The following is a 21,460-nucleotide window of genomic DNA, read 5'->3' on the forward strand; positions in this document are numbered from 1 at the left end:
GCCCGGCGGGCGCCTACCCTGCGGTGAAGCCGTATCTTTGCAGATGGAAAGCCCATGCCGCACCGTGCGGGGCCGCACTGTCAGTCCCCGTCGGTACGCTTCCGGATGTCACGACAGTTGGAGGAAAAGCATGGGCACCTCGGGGCGCCTCAGCCTGTCCTGGGTCAACAAGGACAGGTCGCTCGTCAGCACCCAGGGCGGGGGGTACGAGTGGGTCGACCGCGACGACGTCCGGGTGACCGAGACGCGCCTGCTGACCGACGTGGCCACCGTGGGCGAGACGCGCGAGGAGCGCGCGCGGGCCCGGGACAACCTGCTGATCACCGGCGACAGCGCCGAGGCCCTCCGGTCGCTCACCCGGCTCCCGGAATTCGCCGACGAGTACCGGGGCAAGGTCAAGCTCGTCTACATCGACCCGCCGTTCAACACGGGCCTGACCTTCGCGCACTACGACGACGGGCTCGAACACTCCATCTGGCTCACGATGATGCGCGACCGGCTCCTGCTCATCCGGGACCTGCTGGCCGACGAGGGAAGCCTGTGGCTGGAACTCGACGACACGGAGATGGCGTACTGCAAGGTCCTGCTGGACGAGATCTTCGGCAGGTCCAACTTCATCTCCACCGTCCTGTGGCAGCGGCGCCACTCCCGCTCCAACGACGCCGTGTTCTCGACGTCCCACGACTACATCCTGGTGTACGCCAAGAACGCGGCCCGGTTCCGGGCGGTGCGCAACAAACTGCCCCTCCAGCCCGAGCAGGCGAGCGACTACGCCAATCCCGACGGCGACCAGCGCGGCCCCTGGCGGTCCATCTCCTTCAGCGCGCCCAATCTGCGGCCGAACCTCTCGTACGAGATCGTCGCCCCTTCGGGGAAGGTGCACGTCCCGCCGAGCGGGCGCTGCTGGCGCACCACGCGGGACGCCTTCGAGAAGCTCCTGGAGGACGGCCGTGTCTATTTCGGCGCGGGCGGCCTCGGCGTGCCCCGGGTGAAGCAGTTCCTCTCCGAGGCGCCGGGGATCGTGCCGAACACCTGGTGGACCCACCAGGAGACCGGGCACACGGAGGAGGCGGCCAAGGAGAGCGCGGCGCTGTTCGGCCGTGCCGCCGCCTTCAGCACCCCGAAGCCCGAGCGGCTGCTGCACCGCATCATCACCATCGCCTCCGACCCCGGCGACATCGTCCTCGACTGCTTCGCGGGCTCCGGCACCACCGCGGCCGTCGCGCACAAGACGGGCCGCCGCTGGGTGACGGTGGAGCGGCAGCCGGAGACGGTCGACGCGTACGTGCTCCCGCGCCTGCGCAAGGTGGTCGAGGGCGAGGACTCCGGCGGGGTCTCCGCGACCACCGGCTGGGAGAAGGGCGGCGGATTCCGCCACCTGGAGGTCGCGCCGTCCATGTACGAGCGGGTCGCCGGCCGGGTCCTGCTCGCGCCCTGGGTCGAGGGCGCCGCCTTCGCGGCGGCGGCCTGCGCCCAGCTGCCGGGCTTCGAACCGGACCCGGAGGCCGAGCCGCCCTTCGCCGGCGGCAAGGGGCGCCAGCGCCTCGCGGTGGTCGACGGGCTCGTCTCCGAGAGCACGGTGCGGTCCGTCGTCGCGGCACTGCGCGAGGACGAGCGGGTGCTCATCGTGGCCAAGAGCTATCTGCGGGAGGCGGCGAGCCTCCTGGAGCGGCTCAGCCCCGGCTCGCGGATCAAGAAGGCCCCCCAGGACCTGCTGGACATGAAGGGACGTGTGCTGCGTTGAGCTGGATCACATACGACCGGGCGGCGATCGAGGACCTCGCGACCCGCATGGCCCTGCGGGACCCGAACCGCCGTGCCGTGGCCAGGGTGGTGGAGGAGATCCGGTCCGGGGACGGCCGGGAGGTCGTGTGCGACCTGGCGACCGGCGTCGGCAAGACGTACATCTGCCGGGCGCTCATCGACTACCTCGCCGACCAGGGCGTGCGCAACATCCTCATCGTCACGCCCGGCCGCACCATCCAGCGCAAGACCGTCGCCAACTTCACGCCCGGACACCCGAAGTTCGTGCCCGGCGCCACCCATGAACCGCTCGTCATCACGCCGGAGAACTACGCGGGCGGCCGGGTCGGCGACGCCCTGCACGACCCGGACGCGCTCAAGGTCTTCATCTTCAACGTCCAGCTGCTGACCAAGCCGACCGCGAAGTCCTCGCGCGCCACCTACTCCACCGACGAGTTCATCGGCACCGCGCTCTACGACCATCTGCGCTCGGTGGACGACCTGGTGGTCATCGCCGACGAGCACCACGTGTACCGCAGCGAGGCGAAGCGGTTCCACGAGGCGGTACGGGATCTGCGGCCGCGGGCGCTCGTGGGGCTGACGGCGACCCCGGACGAGACGGACCGCAACGTGCCGGGCCGGGTCGTCTTCCAGTACTCCCTCGCCGAGGCCATCGCGGACGAGCTGGTCAAGATCCCCGTCATCGTCTACCGCGAGGACGGGCACACCGACATCCGCACCCAGCTGGCCGACGCCTGCCATCTGCGCGGGGTCAAGGAGGAGACCACCCGGCAGTGGGCGGAGCGCAACGGGCGGCCCATGGTCAACCCCGTGCTCTTCGTGGTCTGCCAGAGCATCGAGGAGGCCACCGAGACCGCCGAGATCCTGGCCGGCCCCGGGTTCATCGACGAACCGGGCGCGGTGCTGCGGATCACCTCCGGCAGCAAGGAGGACGCGCTGGAGGCACTCGCCGGCATCGAGGAACCCGACTCGCCGGTGCGGGCCGTGGTCTCCGTCGACATGCTGAAGGAGGGCTGGGACGTCAAGAACATCAGCGTGATCGTGGCCCGGCGCGCCCTCGCCTCCCAGACCCTCACCGAGCAGATCCTCGGCCGTGGCCTGCGCCTGCCGTACGGGGAACGGGTCGGTTTCTCGATGGTCGACTGCGTCGACATCATCGCCCACGAGTCGTACCGGCGGCTGCTGGACTCCAAGGAGGCTTTGCTGGAGCACACGCTGCCGCAGCGGGCCGGGAAGGGCGGGGGTCCGGCCGCCTCTTCGGGCGCGACCGGAGCTTCGAGCGCCTCGGGTACGGCGGCCCCGGGCGGCGCGGCCCCGCTTCCCGTGTACCACGAGACCCAGACCCAGGGCATGCTGGCGTTCACCGCCGACGCCCCGGTCCGGGACGGCGGTTTCGACGGCGAGATCTCCGAGGCCGTCTACCTCGGCATGGCCGACATGGCGGGCCGGCTCGCCGAGGCCGGTGCGGAGAAGGAGCAGATCCGGCAGGTCATGCGGCCGGTGGAGGGCGCCCCGAGCGTCGTCTTCCCGAGCAGGCGCCTGCTGGAGAAGCCGGACACCTACAGCCTGTCCTTCGTCAGCGCGGAGGCCGTCGCGGAGAAGGGCAGGCAGTTCAAGCACGAGATAGAGGTGGAGCTGAAGCGCAAGGCGCTGACCGCCTCGCACGCGCTGGACGGCGGCCTCAGCGTCCAGGTGCAGGACCAGAAGTCGGCCGTGGGGACGCAGAGCAGCTGGCCGCTCGCGAAGGTCAGGGAGGACCTGGAGGAGCGGATCCTCAACCTGCCGCAGCTCAAGCTCACGGCCGACGAGGTCGAGGCCGCGCAGGCGATCGTACGGACGTTCCTGGCCGCGGCGGTCGAGAAGGACGCGGGGGACGGCACGCCCTGGGGCGAGGCCCGCGCCGAGCTGGCCCTGACCCAGCTGGAACGGCTCGTCGTCGCGAGCTTCAAGCAGAAGCTCGCGACGGTCGAGCACGAGCTGGTGAAGGTGACGCTGCCGCCGCCGGTCCAGCCGTGGCCCGGCCGGACCATGCCCCAGCTGGGCATCACCGACAAGGTGATCCGGGGCATGGGCTACACCGGCTGGGGCAGCTCGATCCTCCCGGTCGTGCACTTCGACGCGCTGTCGACCGAGGTCAAGCTGGCACGGCTGATGGACGTCAGCCCCAAGGTGCGGTGGTGGCTGCGGCTGGAGTCGCACAGCGGCACGTACATCCAGCTGGACAACGGCACACGGTACTTCCCGGACTTCGTCGCCCTCGACAAGGACGGCACGCAGTGGCTCGTCGAGGGCAAGTCGAACACCGAGGCGGCCAGTGCGCCGGTGCTCGCCAAGAAGGCGGCGGCCGAGGCCTGGGCGAAGGAGGTCACCGGACGCGGCGACTTCGGCACCTGGCGCTACGTGTTCGCCACGGAGGAGCACCTGGGCCAGGCGAGCACCTGGGACGCCCTGCTGACCCTCACGGGCGCCCGGGGGTAGGCCGCCCGGCGCTGCCCGCGTAACCCGGTGCCGGGGAGGGCGCCGGGTCGGTCACCCAGCCCGCCAGCAGGACCAGGCGCGAGTCGCGGTCGGCGGCGAGGAAGGCGAAGGGGCGGTCGAAGGCGACGCGGACGACCGTGGTCTCGTAGCGGTACTGGGGCGCGGCGCTGCCGTACATCTGCGCCACGGCCGTCACCGCCCCCGCGCGGAACCCGAGGGCGCCGAACCGGGCCACGGCCGACTGCCGCGCCTCCGAGACGGCCAGCGGGTGGGCGCTCACCCCGGGGAAGTGGCCGAACCGCGCGTCCGTCGCCGTTCCCAGCCCGAACAGGCCGGCCAGGGACAGCAGATCGTGGTCCGCGCGCACCTCGTAGGCCACCGTCCGCACGTCCAGCGACGTGGGCTCCGGCGCGACGGCCGGCTCCCGCTCCACCCACAGGCCGGGCCCGACCTCGCCGTACGGCAGCGCGCCGCCCGGCGTGAGGGCGAGCGCGCGCTCCACCACCGCGACGCCCGCGGCCATGACCTGGCCCGGCGTCATGCGCTCCTCGCCGAGGACGAGATGGACGTCGACGCCGTTGTCGCCGGGGACGGTCAGCGCGGTCACGAAGCCGTCCGGGGTGCCCGCGACGCCCACCCGGTCGGGGCGCACGCTGCGCCGGTGCAGGCCGCGCAGCGTACGGCCCTGCCAGGGGCCCGTCTCCGGGGTGAGCCGCTGCTCGGTGAACGGCTGGCGCCAGGTGGTGTGCAGGGCGAGCGCGCCGGCCAGCACCATCCGCGTCTGCCGGTTCAGCGTCACCGGCATCCGCTCGACCAGGCCGCCGGTCCGCTCGGCCGCCCAGCGGTCCAGTCGCTCCTGCGCGGTGACGAGGTCGTCCCCGAACCCGCCGTGCGTGCCCGGCGGGAGCTTGGCCAGCCACTCCTCACGCAGCAGCAGTTCGTGGTGCGTCCACAGGCCGAGGGCCGCGTCCAGGCCGGACACCGAGCCGAGGGCCGCGAGCAACTCCCGTGCGGTGGCGGACGCCTGGTCCGCGGGCACGCCGAGCGCGTCGGCCAGTTCCTGCCGGGCGGGGCCCGCCGCGCCGTCCGCGAGGAGGGCGAGCAGGGGCCATACCCCGGCCGCGGAGAACACCGTGCCGCCCCGCGCGGTGGCGCCCCACCGCGCGGTGAGTCCGTTCACCGCGCGTACGACGGCGCCGTCGACCCGGTTCTCCACCCTCAAATCCGCCCCCTGTGTCCCGCTTACCTGTGACAAGTCGTAAGAGGCACGGTACCGGTGTCCTCGGACTGTCGTTCGGGCGGCCGGAGTTGTTCGGGGCGTCAGGTGGTGTCCGGCAGGTGTGAAGGGGTGCCCACCCGGGGGAGAAAGCGCTGGGTGGGGCATCGCCGACCGAATGTCATCACTTCGAGTGATTCTCTGGCCTTTGCTTGCACGGCTCAACCCACGGTTGCCAGGCTGTCGCTGTCTGTACAACCTGATGGGAGCGGCCAGTGACTTTCGGTGAGCAGCCGGCGTACCTGCGCGTCGCGGGTGATCTCCGCAAGAAGATCGTCGACGGTTCACTGCCGCCCCACACCCGGCTCCCCTCCCAGGCCCGCATCCGCGAGGAGTACGGCGTGTCGGACACCGTCGCCCTGGAGGCCCGCAAGGTGCTGATGGCCGAGGGCCTGGTCGAGGGCCGCTCGGGATCGGGGACGTACGTGCGCGAACGGCCCGTGCCGCGCCGGGTGTCCCGCTCCGGCTACCGCCCCAGCGGCGGCGCCACCCCGTTCCGGCAGGAGCAGGCCGACGCCTCGGTGCGCGGCACCTGGGAGTCCAGCAGCCGGCAGACCGAGGCGGGGGCCGCCATCGCCGAGCGGCTCGGGATCGAGACCGGCGAGCGGGTCATGCGCACCAAGTACCTGTACCGCGACGCCGGTGAGCCGATGATGCTCTCCACCTCCTGGGAGCCGCTCGCCGTCACCGGCCGCACCCCGGTGATGCTGCCCGAGGAGGGGCCGCTCGGCGGGATGGGTGTGGTCGAGCGCATGCGCGCCATCGACGTCATCGTGGACAACGTCATCGAGGAGGTCGGCGCCCGCCCCGGTCTCGCCGAGGAACTCCATCTCCTCGGCGGTGTCCCCGGCCATGTCGTGCTGGTCGTCCAGCGCACGTACTACGCCTCCGGGCGACCCGTGGAGACCGCGGACGTGGTGATTCCGGCGGACCGGTACCGGGTGGCGTACCACCTGCCGGTGCGGTGAGGGCCGGGCGCCGCGGAGTGAGGTAGCGCACACCCCGGCGCTCGCGCTGGGGCGGGTGCGCCGGTGCCGGGCCCCCGCGGATCGTGCCGCCGATGTCGTGGTCCGGTCGTCCTCGCAGGTGGGCGCGGTTTTGGGAGCCACGGTCCCGGCCGGCTCGCCGAGGGCGCATTCGTCCTCTTGCGCCCCTGCGTTCTGACTGGTTGCGTACCTCTTTGTGAAAAGGCGTATTCGCTGAGTAAAGGTTGGGCGTACGCTCGGGCATATGCGTAGTGCGGTTTCCTTAGGCGGGGCCCGGCGAGGGTCCGGGACGGGATGGGGGTCCCGTGCTGCCGGAGAGGGTGAAGGGCGCGATGGGGGCGGAGCGGACCATGAGTGAGGGCACGGCTTCCCTGCCCTGGATCGTCATACGGCAGGACGACAACGGCAATCGGTACCGCGTCGGCCGGTACGCGACCCGGGCCGAGGCGCAGAAGATCGCCGACAGCTTCGAGGACCGGGGACACAAGCAGCTCTACATGGTCGAGCGCCTCGGGCAGAACGGGGACGGCGCCCGCGGCTGACCGGCGGCGCCCGTACGGGGAGGGCGACCGCGACCGACCGACGGCGCCCGTGCCCCGGGGCCTCCCGTAGGCTCCGCTCCATGACGTCCATGACGGAACGGACCGTGGTGGTGGGTGCCGCCCTGCTCGACGGCGGCCGCCTGCTCGCCGCGCGCCGCAGCGCGCCCGCCGACCTGGCCGGACGCTGGGAGCTGCCCGGCGGCAAGGTCGAGTCGGGGGAGCGTCCCGAGGACGCCCTCGTGCGCGAACTGCGCGAGGAACTCGGCGTCGACGCCGAGACGGTGGAGCGCGTACCCGGCCAGTGGCCCCTGCGGGAGCCGTACGTGCTGTGGGTGTGGACGGCGCGGCTGCGTCCCGGTTCACCCGCCCCCGAACCCCTCCAGGACCACGACGAACTGCGCTGGCTGACCCCGGCGCGGCTGTGGGACGTGCCCTGGCTGGAGCAGGATGTGCCGGCGGTGCGGGAGGTCGCGGGGCGCCTGGGGGCGGGGGCGCGCTGAAGTGCCCCGGCCCGGTGCCGCCCGGTGCGCGCGAACCTCTGCCGGCGGGCCGCCCGGCTCCCGTTTCCCGTCCCGCGTACGCCGTTCGACCCACACTCCCGCCGTCCGGACGGTACTGGCCATCACTTATCGGGTATGGGCCAATTAACCCCACGAAACCGGACAGCTCGCGGCCTGGGAAGTGATCGGCGTGATCGACACCGATGGCGACTGCGCCGAGTGGACCTTTCCCGCGGAACCGGGAGCCGTGCGCAGCGCCCGGACGGCGGTCCGCGGCCAGTTGCACGGCTGGGACCTCGACTCTGTGGCCGACCTCGCCGCGCTGCTGGTGAGCGAACTGGTCACCAACTCGCTGCGGTACGCCACCGGCCCCATCGGCGTACGGCTCGTACGGCCCGTCGGTGCCGACGACTCCCTCCTCGTGGAGGTCTCCGACCCGCTCCCCGACCCGCCGCGCGAGCGCGTCGCCCAGCCCGAGGACGAGAGCGGGCGCGGCCTCCAACTGCTCGCCGGGTCCTCCCGCCGCTGGGGCACGCGCCCCGGCGTGAACGGGAAGACCGTCTGGTTCGAGCTGGCCGTACCGGGGTGACGGTGCCGGGGGCGCATCGGGGTGGCGCGGGGGTGTCCGGGGTGAGGCAGGGGCGCCCGAAGGGGCGGAGGGGGTGTACACGGAACGCCCTGTGGTCCACCGTGTGACTCCGGCTCGCGGACCGGTCCGGAGTGTGTGATTCGGGGGCGTGTTCCCTGGTTAGAAGAGTGGCAGTGTTGTCGCGGAGCGGTCCGAAAAACGTCTGGACCGAGCTGTGATCGTGAACACCGTGTCGCGCGGCGCCGGAGTGCTGGATACTGCGGGCAGCCGCCCCCGGTGACCGGTACCGGGTGCGGTGAGCTGGAGGGGACGGTTCGCGTGAGCGAGATACCAGCGAAGGCCACGGAGTCCGAGGACCCGTCGGACGGCGCGAGGGAACAGACCGCCGCGGGTGCGGCGGCACCCGGCGACGCCCTGTGGCAGAGCAGTCCGCCCGGCTCCATGTACGACTACATAAAGGTGGCCTCCTTCTCCATCGGCCCCGACGGCCTGGTGGACCAGTGGAGCCTGCGCGCCGAGCAGCTCTTCGGCATTCCGGCCGCGCGTGCCGTGGGCATGGACCCGATAGAGGCGTTCATCGACCCCGACCTGCGGGAACAGGGTCAGCGCAAGATGGCGGAGATCCTCGACGGGCGCGAGTGGACCGGGGTCGTGCCCTTCCGGATGCCGGACCCTCCGCGGGGCGGGCGCGGAGCGGACGGGCTGGCCGAGGTCTATGTGATGCCGACCCGGACGGCGGAGGGCGAGAAGGCGGCCGTCTGCATCGTCGTGGACGTCCGCACCCTGCGCAGGATCGAGACCGATCTCGCCGCGTCCCAGGCGATATTCGGACAATCCCCCTTCGGTTTCCTGCTGATCGACTTCGATCTCCGGGTGCGCCGCGTCAACCAGCGGTTCGCCTCCGTCTTCGGCGGCACCCCGGACGACCACCGGGGCCGGGGGGTCTTCGACTATCTGCCCCGCGGCGAGGCCGAACGGGTCGCGGCGACCCTGCGGCGGGTGCTGGAGAGCGGCGATCCCGTCACCGACATGCACGTCACCGGTCATGTGCCGGGCTCCGAGGAGCGCAGGCACTGGTCCGTCAACCTCTATCGCGTGCACAGCGGCAGCGGCCGGCCCATCGGCGTCGCCTGGCTCGCCACCGACGTCACCTCCCGCCGCGCCGCCGCCCGGGAGGCCGCGGCCGCCCGGCGCAACCTGGCGCTGCTCAACGAGGCCGGGGCCCGGATCGGCAACTCGCTGGACCTGGAGACCACGGCGCGCGAACTCCTCGACGTCGTGGTCCCCGGCTTCTGCGACCTCGCCACCGTCGACCTCTACCAGGGGCTGCTGACCGGCGACGAGACCCCGCCCGGGATGGCCGACGGCAGCGCCGAGCTGCGCCGGGTCGCCATCGCCAGCGCCGTCGCGGACGCGCCCGCCGGCCGCGCCAGCGAGCCGGTCAAGGTCGGCGCGGTACACCACTTCCCCTTCAACTCCCCCTGCGCGGACGCCCTGCGCACCGCTCGCCCGCGGGCCGTGCCGGCCGAGGAAGGCAGCCTGGTGCAGTCCACGCTCGCCGTCCCGATGGTCGCGCACGACACGGTGGTGGGGCTGGTGCGGTTCGCGCGGACCAAGGGCAGCGAGCCGTTCGGGGAACGGGACCGGGACCTCGCGGTGGAGTTGGCCGCGCGTGCCGCGGTCTGCATCGACAACGCGCGGCTGTACCGCCGGGAGCACGAGCGGGCACTGATCCTCCAGCGCTCCCTGCTGCCGCCCGGCGATCCCGAGGCGTCCGGCCTGGACATCGCCTGCCGCTATCTGCCCGGCAACGCGGCGACCGAGGTCGGCGGCGACTGGTTCGACGTCATCGAACTGCCCGGACACCGTACGGCGTTGGTGGTGGGCGACGTGATGGGGCGCGGGCTGCGGGCGGCCGTCGCGATGGGTGAACTCCGCACCGCCGTACGGACGCTGGCGTTGCTCGATCTCGAACCGGCCGAAGTCCTGTCCGCCCTCGACGAGATCGCGCGGGGGCTCGGCACGCCGGGGGGTGTGCAGCAGGCGACGCGTACGGCGCGGCAGCCGCGGGACGCCGATCTGTCCGAGGTGTACCTCGCGACGTGTGTGTACGCCGTGTACGACTCGGTGACCCGGCGATGTACGTTCGCCAACGCCGGGCACCTGCCGCCGGTGCTGGTCGAGCCGGGGGAGCCCGCGCTGATGCTGGACGTGCCGCCCGGGATGCCGCTCGGGGTGGGGGGCGAGCCCTTCGAGGAGGTGGAGGTCGAGCTGCCCGAGGGCTCGCTGCTCGCGCTGTACACCGACGGGCTGGTGGAGTCCCGGGACCATCCGCTGGACGAGGGGCTGCACGCGTTCGTCGGCGCGCTCACCGATCCGGCGCGGCCGCTGGAGGACGTGTGCGACCACGTGCTCAACACCCTGAACACGCACCACGGCGAGGACGACATCGCGCTGCTGATGGCCCGGGTGCAGGGGCTGCCGGCGGAGTCCGTCGGCGACTGGACGCTGCCGCGGGAGCCGCGGAGCGTGGGGCGGGCGCGGGAGCACGCTCGGGCACAGCTCCTCGGCTGGGGGCTGGAGACACTGGTCGACACGACGGAGCTGCTGGTCAGCGAGCTGGTCACCAACGCGCTGCGGTACGGCGAGGGGGAGATCAGGCTACGGCTGCTGCTGGACCGGACGCTGGTGTGCGAGGTGTGGGACGGCGGGCTGGTGCAGCCCCGGCGCCGGCGGGCTCGGGACACCGACGAGGGGGGCCGGGGGTTGCAGCTGGTGCAGTTGCTCAGCGCGGCGTGGGGGTCCCGGCGGACGCCGCGGGGGAAGACGGTGTGGTTCGAGTTGCCGTTGCCGGGGGCCGAGGCGGTGCTCGCGGACCCGGCGGAGGCGTTGCTGAGCCTGTTCTGACGCCCGCGTTCCGTCCTCGCGGCCCGGCGCGGCTGCCGCGCCGCCGCCGCTTCGGCCCTTCCCCCGTCCGCCCTGCCCGTCCGCCCCGCTCTCCGGACGGCTGATGGAGGGCCCCGGTGCCGGTGCGCGGCGCCGTCAGGGTGCCGGCATATGTCTTCGGCCCCGCGTCGCCGGGCCCCCGAAGCTCGCCGGCGGGCCGCCGTCGGGGTCCTCGGCGAGGAGGATGCCGCCGAGGACGGCGCCGGGCAGGCCGGCGGTGGTGCTGTCGGGGTAGGGCGTGCCGTGGGCGCGGACGTCGCGTTCGGCGAGGGCACGGGCCTCCCGGGCGGCGGTGTCGGCCTCGAACGCGGAGCCGGTGTCCGTGACCGGGGTCCGCGCCGCCTCCGACAGGCGGGCGCGGGCCTCCGGGCCCACGGCACCGCGGTGCACCGCGACGAAGTCGTCGGCCGAGTCGACCGCGGCGTGGGCGACGAGCAGCGCCGCCGCGTCCAGGACGCCGGAGCGGCCCACGTCCAGTCGGGCGACGGCGCGGGTGATCCGGCGCAGGGCGTCCAGCGGGTCGTACGGGAGGGCGCCCGTCAACTCCTCCCGCACCGCGGCCAGTACGCCGTCGGCGTGGGCGAGACGGGCGGCCTGCTCGCCCGAGGCCAGGGGGGTGCGGGAACGCCCGTGCCGGGCCGCCGCCAGGTCCGCCTCCGCGCCGGTCAGCGCGGCCGGTACCAGCGCCGCGGCCTCCCGCAGCCGCGCCGCGAGTCGTTCCACGCCGCTCACCAGGACCTCGGCCTGGGCCACGGCGCCCTCGCCGGCGCGCAGGCTCCGGGCGGCGCGGTCGCCGTCGGCCGCGTCGATGGCCTGGCGGGCCTCGTTGAGGCGGGCGGTGGCGAACAGCAGGCGGTCCTTGGCCTGTTCGACCGAGCCGGTGACGAGGTCGGTGGCGGAGGCCGCGTACCGCTCCCGGAGGGCCGTCAGGGTGCCGTGCGCGACCACCGTCCGTACCGCCAGCGCCCGGAACCGCCTCTCCGCCACCTCCGCCGCCGCCCCGGCCCCCGGTCCCTCCAGCCCCCGCACCTGATCCAGGGCCGCGGCCTCCGCGTCCAGCCGGCGCCCCGCCTCCGCGCACCGCCCCACCACCCCGGCCAGCGCCTGCCGCCGCGCCGCCGCCTCCTCCGGGAACCCCTCCTCGTACCTCCGCCACATCGCGAACGCCGCCACCAGCTCGGCTTCGGCACCCCGCAGGGCCCGTACGAAGCCCTGGGTCACCGCTTCCGCCCCCGCCTCCCGCGGCGCGCGGACGAGGGCCCCGGTCACCGCCTCCGTCCCGGCGTCCCTCGCCGCTTGCGCGCGCGCGTTCCCCTCGGCTCCGCGCGAGGCGGGGCGGAAGCCCCCGGCACCGGTGGCCGGCTCCGCCGTGGTCCCGGGCCGGTCCCGCGCCTCGGCCGCTGCGCGTGCCCCGGTGTCCGTCTCCCGTTCCGTCTCCGCCCGCCACCGAGCGCCCTGGAAGGTACCGGCCGCGGTGCCGGACGGCGCTTCGGCTCCCGCGCCCGCACCCCCCTTTCTCCCGCCCCGCACCCCCGCTCCGGCCGCCGGCCCCGCCCCCTCCTCGACCGCCACGCCCTCGCCGGCCCCCACCTCGTCCTTCACGGCCTCGCCCTTCAGGACCCCGAACCTCTCCCGCACGAAGGACAGTTCCTCCCGGCTGGTCCGCACGCAGTCGTCCGCCAGCACCAGCGCGCTCCTCGCCTGGCGTTCGGCGTCGGCGAGGGTGGGGGGCCGCGGATGCCCCGGCATCGTCCCCGGTGTCGTACGGGTCCGGCTGCGGCGTACGCGGCGCAGGTACCCGTAGGCCGCCAGCACCGCCGCCGCGGCCACCGCGACGAGGGGGAGGACGAAGTCCGCCGTGGACGTGCCGCCCGCTCCCGGTGCCGAAGCGCTCGCCGCCGTCGCGGCGGAGGCGGCGGGAACCGGAGCACTCGGAGCGATCGTCATCAACGGCAACATCAGCCACCCGGCCCCCACCAGGGCTCCCAGCACGGCATGCGTCACCCGCGCCCGTATGTGCCCCTCGGCACGCCGGGGGCGGCCCCGGAACAGGGATGACGTCACATTTTGGAGCGTATGGGGGAGTGGACCGCGCCGCGAGCGGGGCGGATACGGGTGGGGGACCAGGCGGACAGGGGGACGGAATGGACGCGGAGACCGAGCCGGAGCCCACGCCGGGTGCCGCCGCCGTGCCGGAATCGGGTGCTGGTGCCGGACCGGAACCGGGTGCCGCCGCCGTGCCGGAATCGGGTGCCGCCGCCGTGCCGGAATCGGGTGCTGGTGCCGGACCGGAATCGGGTGCCGCCGCCGTGCCGGAATCGGGTGCTGGTGCCGGACCGGAACCGAGTGCCGCCGCCGTGCCGGAACCCGGTGCCGACGCCGTGCCGGAACCCGGTGCCGACGCCGCGCCCGAACCGGGTGCCGGTACCGGACCGGGACCGGGAGCGGGCCCGCGGACCCCGGCCGGCCCCGAGCACCGCCGTCTCCTGCGCCGCGCCCTCACCGCCGTCGGCCTCTGCCTCCTCCTGCTGGTCCTCGCCCTGCTCACCGCCGAAGGCGCGCTCCGTGCCGGCTACTCCGGCGATCCCGCCCCCGGCACCCGCAGCCGGGATCGGGACGCGCTCTGGCTCGGGCACGCCTGGGTGGACGGGCGGAAGACGCAGAAGGACGTCGAGGGGCTCGCGCGGCGGTTGAGAGGTACCGGGATCAGGGATCTGTACGTGCACTCCGGGCCCCTGGAGGACGACGGGACGCTGCCCGACTCGGCCTACCCGAAGGCGCGTTGGCTGATCGGTTCCCTGCACCGGGAGTTGCCCGGCGTGCGGGTGCAGGCATGGCTCGGGGACGTGCTCGCGAGTGAGGGGCCCAAGGGGCTGCGCCTGGAGCGCCCCGCGACCCGGGCCGCGGTCCTCGCCTCCACGCGGCGGATTCTCGCCGCCGGTTTCCAGGGCGCGCACTTCGACCTGGAGCCGTTGCACTCGGGCGACCACGACTACCTGGCCCTCCTCGACGACCTGCGTGCCCTCACCCACGCCCACCACGCACTGCTGTCCGTCGCCGCCCACCAGATCGACCCCCTCCCTGGCTTCCACTCCTTCTGGGGCGCGACCACCGGCCATCCGAAGTGGTGGTCGCAGGCGTACTTCGGGCAGGTGGCCCGCCGGGTGGACCAGATCGCCGTGATGTCGTACGACACCATGCAGCCGCTGCCGAGCCTGTACGGCGGCTACGTGGCCCAGCAGACCAGCCTCGCCCTGGAGGTCACCCCCGATTCCACCCACCTCCTCATGGGCCTGCCCTTCTACCACGAGAACCGGTTCGGGCACTGGGCCCGCGCGGAGACCGTCCCGGCCGCCGTTCGGGGCGTACGCCTCGGACTGTCCCGCACCGACGCCCACCGCACCCGCTTCGGCGTCGCCCTGTACGTCGACTTCGCCGCCACGGAGGCGGACTGGCGGGCGTACCGGGAGGGGTGGGCGGCGCAGTAGCCGAGGCCGGGTTCGTCCTGCGTGGTGCGTCCGCGGTCGCGGCCGGCGCGGTCGGCCGCGTCCACCGGGTGCATGTCCGGTTCCGCGACGCGCATCGGGAAGCGCGGGCCCGCGAACGCCCGCCCGCTCTCCTCGTGGTCGCGCACCACATGGCATGTTCCGGGACAGGAAGCACTCGACGTACTCGCGGAACTCCTGCGAGCGGTCCACGTCCTCCTGGAACGTGCGGCACTCGCCGGGGGAAGGGCCGGCCGGGCCGGCAGACCGGCCGCCGTGCCGGCGGGCGCCGGCCACCAGCGGTCGGTCCGCGGGTGGACGGCGGCGATCGCGGCGCGCCCGGGGGCGCGCACGCCGCCGCCGTCGTGTCGGTGTTCCGTACCAGTGGCCAAGACAGCACTCCGGTCGGCTCGGGGAACGGGGGCGTTCAGGGGGCGTGCCGGTCACGGGCGCCCAGGCCCTCGTCGTCCGAGTCCGTCCACAGGCTGATGTCGTACGGCGTGTCGGAGACGGTGACGAGGTCGGGCCGGTTCGCGGAGCCCTGGGCGGCGGCCGACTCGCGCAGCAGCGCCACGCTCTCGCGCAGGTGGTCGGCGTCCAGGCGGGCCCGGCGCACCTCCAGGCCGCCGCCGAGCTGCTGCTCCAGCCGGTCCAGCGACCGCCGCAGTTCGTCGAGACTGCGCTGGGCCATGGTCAGGTCGTCGTGCACGGACATGATGTGCCCTCACTTCCGCGGATGCTGCGGGTCCCGGGCGGCATTGTTCATGCGCCTGAGAGTGTTGCGCGTCACACCTGGTGCTGTGAAGGCGTCTGCGTCGATGGGACAGGCGCGCGGGTGCTTGACCCGGTGTGTTTGCGCCGCACGGGTGGGCTTGCCGTCCGTCGCCGCCGTGTCGCTCGTGGTTGGCGGATCCTTTCCTCTTCAGTAGCCGCATAGATCTGATCAGCTCCAAATACCGCCAAACGTGATCGTATCGCTCGCGGCTTCCCGGAGGTAGCAGAGATGTCCCACCACGGCGTCGGCCTGCGCGCGGTCCTGCGCTCGGCCGCCTTCCTCACCGCGGGCGCGCTCGCGGTACCGCTGCTCGCGGGGTGCGGCTCGGACGAGGACGTGGCCAAGCCCCTCGCCGCGCAGGACATCGACCTGGTCGCCCGCAGCCAGGTGGCCGACGGCGGCACCCTGAAGTGGGCCGTGGACGACCTCCCGGAGACGCTGAACACCTACCAGGCCGACGCCGACACGGGGACCACCCGCGTCGCCCAGGCCGTGCTGCCGTCCATGTTCCGGATGGACGCCTCGGGCCGGCCGGTCGTCAACCCCTCGTATCTGGAGTCCGCCAAGGTCATCGAGACCGAGCCGCGCCAGGTGGTGCTGTACAAGCTGAACCAGCAGGCCGTGTGGAGCGACGGCCGGGAGATCGGCGCCGCCGACTTCGTCGCCCAGTGGCGCGCCCTGTCCGGCAGGGACAGCGCCTACTGGACCGCGCGCAACGCCGGGTACGACCGCATCGAGAAGATCGAGCGCGGCGCCAACGACCTCCAGGTCCGGGTCACCTTCTCCCGCCCCTACGCCGACTGGAAGTCGCTGTTCTCGCCGCTGTACCCGAAGGACATCACGGGCACCCCGGACGCCTTCAACGACGGCGCCCGCCGCAAGCTGGCCGTCAGCGCAGGGCCGTTCAAAGTGGACAAGGTCGACACCGTCGCCCAGGACATCGTCCTCACCCGCAACCCCCGGTGGTGGGGCAGACCGGCCAAGCTGAACCAGATCGTGCTGCACTCCGTGCCCCGCGACAAGCGGATCGGCGCGCTCGCCGACGGCAGCGCGGACCTCGCCGACCTCGACCCGGCCGACGCCGAGCGGATCGGGCTCGCCGCGCGCGAGAAGGGCACCGGGGCCCCGCTCCAGGGCGGCGGGAGGACGTCGCTGGCGACGCTGCGCTCCTGGGCGCGCGCCCACGGACTCGACTCGGGCGACGTGAGGGCGGGCGGCACGAAGCTGGTCCGGGCCGTCACCGAGTACCTCGACCAGCAGACGGCCCTCCAGGCATTCGGCGTCCGCAAGTCCCTGGAGCCCGCCTACACCCAGCTCGCCCTCAACGGCGCCTCCGGGCCGCTCACCGACGAGCGGGTCCGCCGGGCCATCGCGCGCGCCCTGGACCGCAAGGAGATCGCCCGCCTGGTGCTCACCCCGCTGGGCCTGCCCGCCGTCCCCGTCGGCAGCCACCTCGCCCTGTCCGGGCAGCCCGCGTACGCCGACGACAGCGGGGCGCTGGGCGCGCAGGACACCAAGGCGGCGCAGGCGCTGCTCGCGGAGGCCGGATGGGTGCCCGGCGGGCCGGTCAAGGAGGAGAAGAAGGGGCAGAAGGCGGCCGGACCCGAGAGCGGTCACGAGGACAAGTCGGACGGCGGCCGGGACGGCGAGTACATCGTCGGCGAGGACGACAAGGGCGACGCCGGCGGCAGGCACCTCGCGGAGGAGGGCCGGCACGGGGGCGCGGCCGGGGCGTACGCCCCCAAGGGCACGGCGGCCCCGGCCGGGGCCAGGACCGGGCCGCTCGCCAAGGACGGCAAGGCGCTCACGCTCCGCTTCGTCCTGCCGTCCGGGCCCGGGTCGGACACGCTGAACACCGTGGCGACGCGGATCTCCGCGATGCTGGACCGGCTGGGGATCACGACGACGATCACCAAGGTGTCCGACGAGAGCTACTTCAGGGACCACATCGCCGCGGGCGACTTCGACCTCGCGCTGTACTCCTGGCCGTCCTCCGCCTTCCCGGCGACCGACGCGCGGCCGATCTACGCCAAGCCGCTGCCGGGCGCGGACGGCTCGGTGAACGTCGAGCAGAACTACACGCGGGTCGGCACGGACCAGGTCGACCAGCTCTTCGAGCAGGCGGCCACCACGCTCGACGAGGACGAGGCGAAGTCGCTGATCCGGCAGGCCGACTCCCGCATCTGGGCCACCGCCGGCTCCATCCCGCTCTACCAGCGGCCGCAGCTGGTGGGGGCGCGGAGGAACCTGGTGAACGCCGGGGCGTTCGGATTCCAGACGCCCGTCTACGAGGACATGGGCTTCCTGAAGAAGGGGGCGAAGGTCTCTCCGAGCCCGAGGGCGAGCTGATCGCCGTCGCCTTCCGCGGGTGCGCGGGAGGCCGCTCGCGCACCCGCGGCACAGCCGCGCACGGGCACGTCCCGCGCCCCTCGGGTCGGCCCGGCGAGCCCCGACTGCAAACGGCACGTACCATGGGGTGAGGCCGTGGCGTGTCAAGCCCGGCAGGCCCGCGTCACACAGACGTCGCAGCAGGGCCTTCTCACCACTCTGGGAGTTCGCCGCACTATGGCCACGCGCCACGACATCCGCAACGTCGCCATCGTCGCCCACGTCGACCACGGCAAGACCACCATCGTCGACGGCATGCTGAAGCAGGCCGGCGCGTTCGCCGCCCACCAGCTCGACCAGGTCGACGACCGGGTGATGGACTCGAACGACCTGGAGCGTGAGAAGGGCATCACGATCCTCGCCAAGAACACGGCGGTGAAGTACCACCCCAAGGACGGCGGGGAGCCCATCACCATCAACATCATCGACACCCCCGGCCACGCCGACTTCGGTGGCGAGGTCGAGCGCGGTCTGTCGATGGTCGACGGTGTGGTGCTGCTGGTGGACGCCTCCGAGGGCCCGCTGCCGCAGACCCGCTTCGTGCTGCGCAAGGCGCTCCAGCAGCGCCTGCCCGTCATCCTGTGCATCAACAAGACGGACCGCCCGGACGCCCGCATCGACGAGGTCGTCAACGAGACGTACGACCTCTTCCTCGACCTGGACGCGGACGAGGAGCAGATCGAGTTCCCGATCGTCTACGCCTGCGGCCGTGACGGCGTCGCGTCGCTGACCAAGCCGCAGGACGGCACCGTCCCGGCCGACAGCGACAGCCTGGAGCCGTTCTTCTCCACGATCCTTGAGCACATCCCGGCCCCGACGTACGACGAGGCCGCGCCGCTCCAGGCCCACGTCACCAACCTCGACGCCGACAACTTCCTCGGCCGTATCGCGCTGCTCCGGGTCGAGCAGGGCGAACTGCGCAAGGGCCAGACCGTGGCCTGGATCAAGCGCGACGGTTCCGTCAGCAACGTGCGCATCTCCGAGCTGATGATGACCGAGGCGCTCACCCGCAAGCCCGCCGAGATGGCCGGTCCGGGCGACATCTGCGCCGTCGCCGGTATCCCGGACATCATGATCGGCGAGACCCTGGCCGACCCGGAGAACCCGGTCGCGCTCCCGCTGATCACGGTGGACGAGCCGGCGATCTCCATGGTCATCGGCACGAACACCTCGCCGCTGGTCGGCCGCGGCGGCACCGGCAAGGGCGCCGACGCGAAGGCGGCCGTCAAGGACCGCAAGGTCACCGCCCGCCAGGTCAAGGACCGCCTCGACCGCGAGCTGATCGGCAACGTCTCGCTGCGCGTCCTGGACACCGAGCGCCCCGACGCCTGGGAGGTGCAGGGCCGTGGTGAGCTGGCGCTCGCCATCCTGGTCGAGCAGATGCGCCGCGAGGGCTACGAGCTGACCGTCGGCAAGCCCCAGGTCGTCACCAAGGAGGTCGACGGCAAGGTCTACGAGCCGGTCGAGCGCATGACCGTCGACGTGCCCGAGGAGCACATGGGCGCCGTCACCCAGCTCATGGGCGTCCGCAAGGGCCGCATGGACAACATGTCGAACCACGGCTCCGGCTGGGTGCGCATGGAGTTCGTGGTGCCCTCGCGCGGTCTGATCGGTTTCCGTACCGAGTTCCTGACCCAGACCCGCGGCACCGGCATCGGCCACTCCATCCACGAGGGCCACGAGCCCTGGTTCGGCACCCTCACGACCCGTAACAACGGCTCGCTGGTGGCCGACCGCGCCGGTGCCGTCACCGCGTTCGCGATGACGAACCTCCAGGAGCGCGGCGTGCTCTTCGTGGAGCCGGGCACCGAGGTGTACGAGGGCATGATCGTCGGCGAGAACTCGCGCGCCGACGACATGGACGTCAACATCACCAAGGAGAAGAAGCTCACCAACATGCGGTCCTCGACGGCCGACGTGGCGGAGTCCATCGTGCCGCCGCGCAAGCTGTCGCTGGAGCAGTCGCTGGAGTTCTGCCGCGACGACGAGTGCGTCGAGGTGACCCCGGAGGCCGTTCGCATCCGCAAGGTGAACCTCGACCAGCGTGAGCGTGCCCGCGCCGCGAGCCGCGCCAAGCACGGCTGATCCAGGGCCACTTGAACCCGGGTTCCCCCATGGTGGGGGGACCCGGGTTTTTTGCAACCCGTTTTCCAGTGGCGTATGTCCGGCATGCGGAGATCGCTGCCCGATACCCATGTAACAAGTCCGTTTCGCGCCTTCTACGGGCGGACACTTTGTCCAGATTTTGAAAGGTCTGGGCGCCAGCTGTGACTGAATCGAGATCTACGGGCAGTGGTCGGTGGTTCCGCGGATGGCAGATAGTTAGCCGCGTAGCGCTCGGGTCAATGGGTCACGCGCTGTGGGGACAGTTGCGTCGACTCACGAGCACCAGGGGGAGCCTGAGCCTCCGTCAGGGGTGTCGGAGGCAAGGCCAGAACCCTCTCCTGTAGGTGAACGCGTGCAGTCGTGAGGAGGAACACCCATGTGCGGTGTCGTAAGCAACAGGTGGATCGGTTCTTCGCTTCCCGTCGTGTGACCAGGTCTTGGAGCTACGCGCGTCCGGCTGCGGATTCGCGCGTCCTCGGAGTACCCGGGCACCATTCACACCCATACCTGTGAAACGGACGAACCGTGACAAGTCCTATCGACATGGGGGGCGGCGGAACCGCGGTCGTCTCCGGCGAACCAGGGCCGAAGGCGAAGGGCGAAGCCGCCCTGCTGACGGGCCGGTCTCCCGGCCAGTTGATGTGGACGCGTTTCAAGCGCGACCGCACCGGCGTGATCTCGGCCTACGTGGTGGGCTTCTTCTTCCTGGTCGGCCTGCTCGCCCCGCTGATCTCCAAGGTGTACGGCAAGAACCCGTACACGGTCTACGCGGACGAGCGCCCGGAACTCTTCGACAGCGCCGGCGTGCCGGTGCATCCCAACGGCGGCATCAGCGGCGAGTTCTGGTTCGGGCTCGAACCCGGCAACGGCTATGACGTCTTCACCAAGCTGATCTACGGCATCCGCACCTCGCTGATGATCTCGGTCGCCGTCACCGTCGCGGTCGTCGTCACCGGCATCCTGCTCGGTGTCGCGGCCGGCTATCTCGGCGGCAGGACCGACTACTTCATCGGCCGGGTCATCGACTTCCTGCTCGCCTTCCCGGCGCAGCTGTTCTTCATCGCGAGCATGCCGGTCGTGGTCTCGCTGTTCGTCAGCCCGCGCGACGAGACGCCGACCTACGTCCGGGTGGTCGCGCTCATCATCGTGCAGTGGTTCCTGGGCTGGATGGGCCTCGGCCGCATCCTGCGCGGCACCGCACTCGCCCTGCGCGAACGGGAGTTCATCGAGGCGGCCAAGGTCAGCGGGGCCTCGCCCTGGCGGATCATCCGCAAGGAGATCCTGCCGAACATCGTCACCCCGCTGCTGGTGCAGGCCACGTACCTGCTGCCCAACTTCGTGACCGCGGAGGCGGGTCTGTCGTACCTGGGCGTGGGCATCGTCGAACCGACGCCCGACTGGGGCCAGATGTTCTCCAAGGCGTCCACCGAGCTGGTGATGCAGAACGACATCACCTACATGTTCTTCCCCGGCGTCTCGGTGATCATCTTCGTCGTCGCCTTCAACCTGCTCGGCGACTCGGTCCGCGACGCGTTCGACCCCAAGACCGCGCGCTGACCCGTACCGCGGCGGCCGACGGGAGACGGGCCCGTTCGGCGACTCCTCCACACCGCACGGCACTTCAG

The 21,460-nt window shown here is 72.5% G+C and carries 14 protein-coding genes and 1 pseudogene; 11 read left to right on the plus strand and 4 right to left on the minus strand.

Going from position 1 to position 21,460, the window contains the following annotated elements; genetic code table 11:
• Positions 1-130: 130 nt before the first annotated feature.
• Both QSK45_RS22225 and QSK45_RS22230 read left to right on the plus strand, forming a co-directional pair.
• The gene (locus QSK45_RS22225; protein ID WP_285559535.1) at positions 131-1,744 is read left to right on the plus strand and encodes a site-specific DNA-methyltransferase; all 1,614 of its coding nucleotides are present in this window, start codon (positions 131-133) and stop codon (positions 1,742-1,744) included.
• Positions 1,741-4,242 (plus strand): DEAD/DEAH box helicase, encoded by a 2,502-nt coding sequence (locus tag QSK45_RS22230; protein WP_285559536.1) that lies wholly within the window; start codon positions 1,741-1,743, stop codon positions 4,240-4,242. Before QSK45_RS22225 ends, QSK45_RS22230 begins: the two co-directional genes overlap by 4 nt.
• On the opposite strand, the gene QSK45_RS22235 is transcribed toward QSK45_RS22230, so the two are convergent.
• On the minus strand, positions 4,223-5,464 hold the full coding sequence (locus QSK45_RS22235) for a serpin family protein (RefSeq protein ID WP_285559538.1): 1,242 nt from the start codon (positions 5,462-5,464) through the stop codon (positions 4,223-4,225). The genes QSK45_RS22230 and QSK45_RS22235 overlap by 20 nt on opposite strands.
• A 269-nt stretch (positions 5,465-5,733) precedes the next feature.
• On the opposite strand from QSK45_RS22235, the gene QSK45_RS22240 reads away from it, so the two are divergent.
• The 5 genes from QSK45_RS22240 to QSK45_RS22260 all read left to right on the plus strand — a co-directional run bounded on the left by QSK45_RS22240 (position 5,734) and on the right by QSK45_RS22260 (position 11,042).
• Complete coding sequence (locus QSK45_RS22240) at positions 5,734-6,486, plus strand: GntR family transcriptional regulator (RefSeq protein ID WP_285559540.1); 753 nt, start codon at positions 5,734-5,736, stop codon at positions 6,484-6,486.
• A 368-nt stretch (positions 6,487-6,854) separates the two neighbouring features.
• Positions 6,855-7,046 carry an SPOR domain-containing protein gene (locus tag QSK45_RS22245; protein ID WP_285559543.1) on the plus strand — a complete coding sequence of 64 codons (192 nt, stop codon included), beginning with the start codon at positions 6,855-6,857 and terminating at the stop codon, positions 7,044-7,046.
• Between the two features lie 89 nt (positions 7,047-7,135).
• On the plus strand, positions 7,136-7,546 hold the full coding sequence (locus QSK45_RS22250; protein WP_285559927.1) for a (deoxy)nucleoside triphosphate pyrophosphohydrolase: 411 nt from the start codon (positions 7,136-7,138) through the stop codon (positions 7,544-7,546).
• Between the two features lie 181 nt (positions 7,547-7,727).
• Positions 7,728-8,135 (plus strand): ATP-binding protein, encoded by a 408-nt coding sequence (locus QSK45_RS22255; protein ID WP_285559545.1) that lies wholly within the window; start codon positions 7,728-7,730, stop codon positions 8,133-8,135.
• Between the two features lie 318 nt (positions 8,136-8,453).
• On the plus strand, positions 8,454-11,042 hold the full coding sequence (locus QSK45_RS22260; RefSeq protein WP_285559546.1) for a SpoIIE family protein phosphatase: 2,589 nt from the start codon (positions 8,454-8,456) through the stop codon (positions 11,040-11,042).
• A 135-nt stretch (positions 11,043-11,177) separates the two neighbouring features.
• Here the strand turns inward: QSK45_RS22260 and QSK45_RS22265 are convergent, their stop codons facing one another.
• On the minus strand, positions 11,178-13,145 hold the full coding sequence (locus QSK45_RS22265) for a hypothetical protein (protein ID WP_285559548.1): 1,968 nt from the start codon (positions 13,143-13,145) through the stop codon (positions 11,178-11,180).
• Between the two features lie 293 nt (positions 13,146-13,438).
• Between QSK45_RS22265 and QSK45_RS22270 the strand changes: the two genes are divergently transcribed.
• Positions 13,439-14,569 carry a glycoside hydrolase family 18 protein gene (locus tag QSK45_RS22270; RefSeq protein WP_285559550.1) on the plus strand — a complete coding sequence of 377 codons (1,131 nt, stop codon included), beginning with the start codon at positions 13,439-13,441 and terminating at the stop codon, positions 14,567-14,569.
• Here QSK45_RS22270 and QSK45_RS22275 read toward each other — a convergent pair.
• Together QSK45_RS22275 and QSK45_RS22280 are read right to left on the minus strand one after the other, a co-directional pair.
• Positions 14,563-14,824, minus strand: a pseudogene (locus QSK45_RS22275) (succinate dehydrogenase/fumarate reductase iron-sulfur subunit); the annotation flags it as partial. The gene QSK45_RS22270 and the pseudogene QSK45_RS22275 overlap by 7 nt on opposite strands.
• Before the next feature lie 169 nt (positions 14,825-14,993).
• Positions 14,994-15,281, minus strand: coding sequence for an Rv0250c family protein (locus QSK45_RS22280; protein ID WP_285559551.1), 288 nt, complete (start codon positions 15,279-15,281; stop codon positions 14,994-14,996).
• Positions 15,282-15,569: 288 nt separating this feature from the next.
• Between QSK45_RS22280 and QSK45_RS22285 the strand changes: the two genes are divergently transcribed.
• The 3 genes from QSK45_RS22285 (at position 15,570) to QSK45_RS22295 (ending at position 21,392) form a co-directional block, all read left to right on the plus strand.
• The gene (locus QSK45_RS22285; protein ID WP_285559553.1) at positions 15,570-17,690 is read left to right on the plus strand and encodes an ABC transporter family substrate-binding protein; all 2,121 of its coding nucleotides are present in this window, start codon (positions 15,570-15,572) and stop codon (positions 17,688-17,690) included.
• A gap of 216 nt (positions 17,691-17,906) precedes the next feature.
• Positions 17,907-19,814: a translational GTPase TypA gene (gene typA, locus QSK45_RS22290; RefSeq protein WP_285559556.1), complete on the plus strand. Its 1,908-nt coding sequence runs from the start codon at positions 17,907-17,909 to the stop codon at positions 19,812-19,814.
• Between the two features lie 546 nt (positions 19,815-20,360).
• The gene (locus QSK45_RS22295) at positions 20,361-21,392 is read left to right on the plus strand and encodes an ABC transporter permease (protein ID WP_285559557.1); all 1,032 of its coding nucleotides are present in this window, start codon (positions 20,361-20,363) and stop codon (positions 21,390-21,392) included.
• The last annotated feature ends 68 nt before the right edge of the window (positions 21,393-21,460 follow it).

Source organism: Streptomyces hygroscopicus subsp. hygroscopicus, assembly GCF_030269125.1.
In the GTDB taxonomy this organism is placed as follows: domain Bacteria; phylum Actinomycetota; class Actinomycetes; order Streptomycetales; family Streptomycetaceae; genus Streptomyces; species Streptomyces hygroscopicus_C.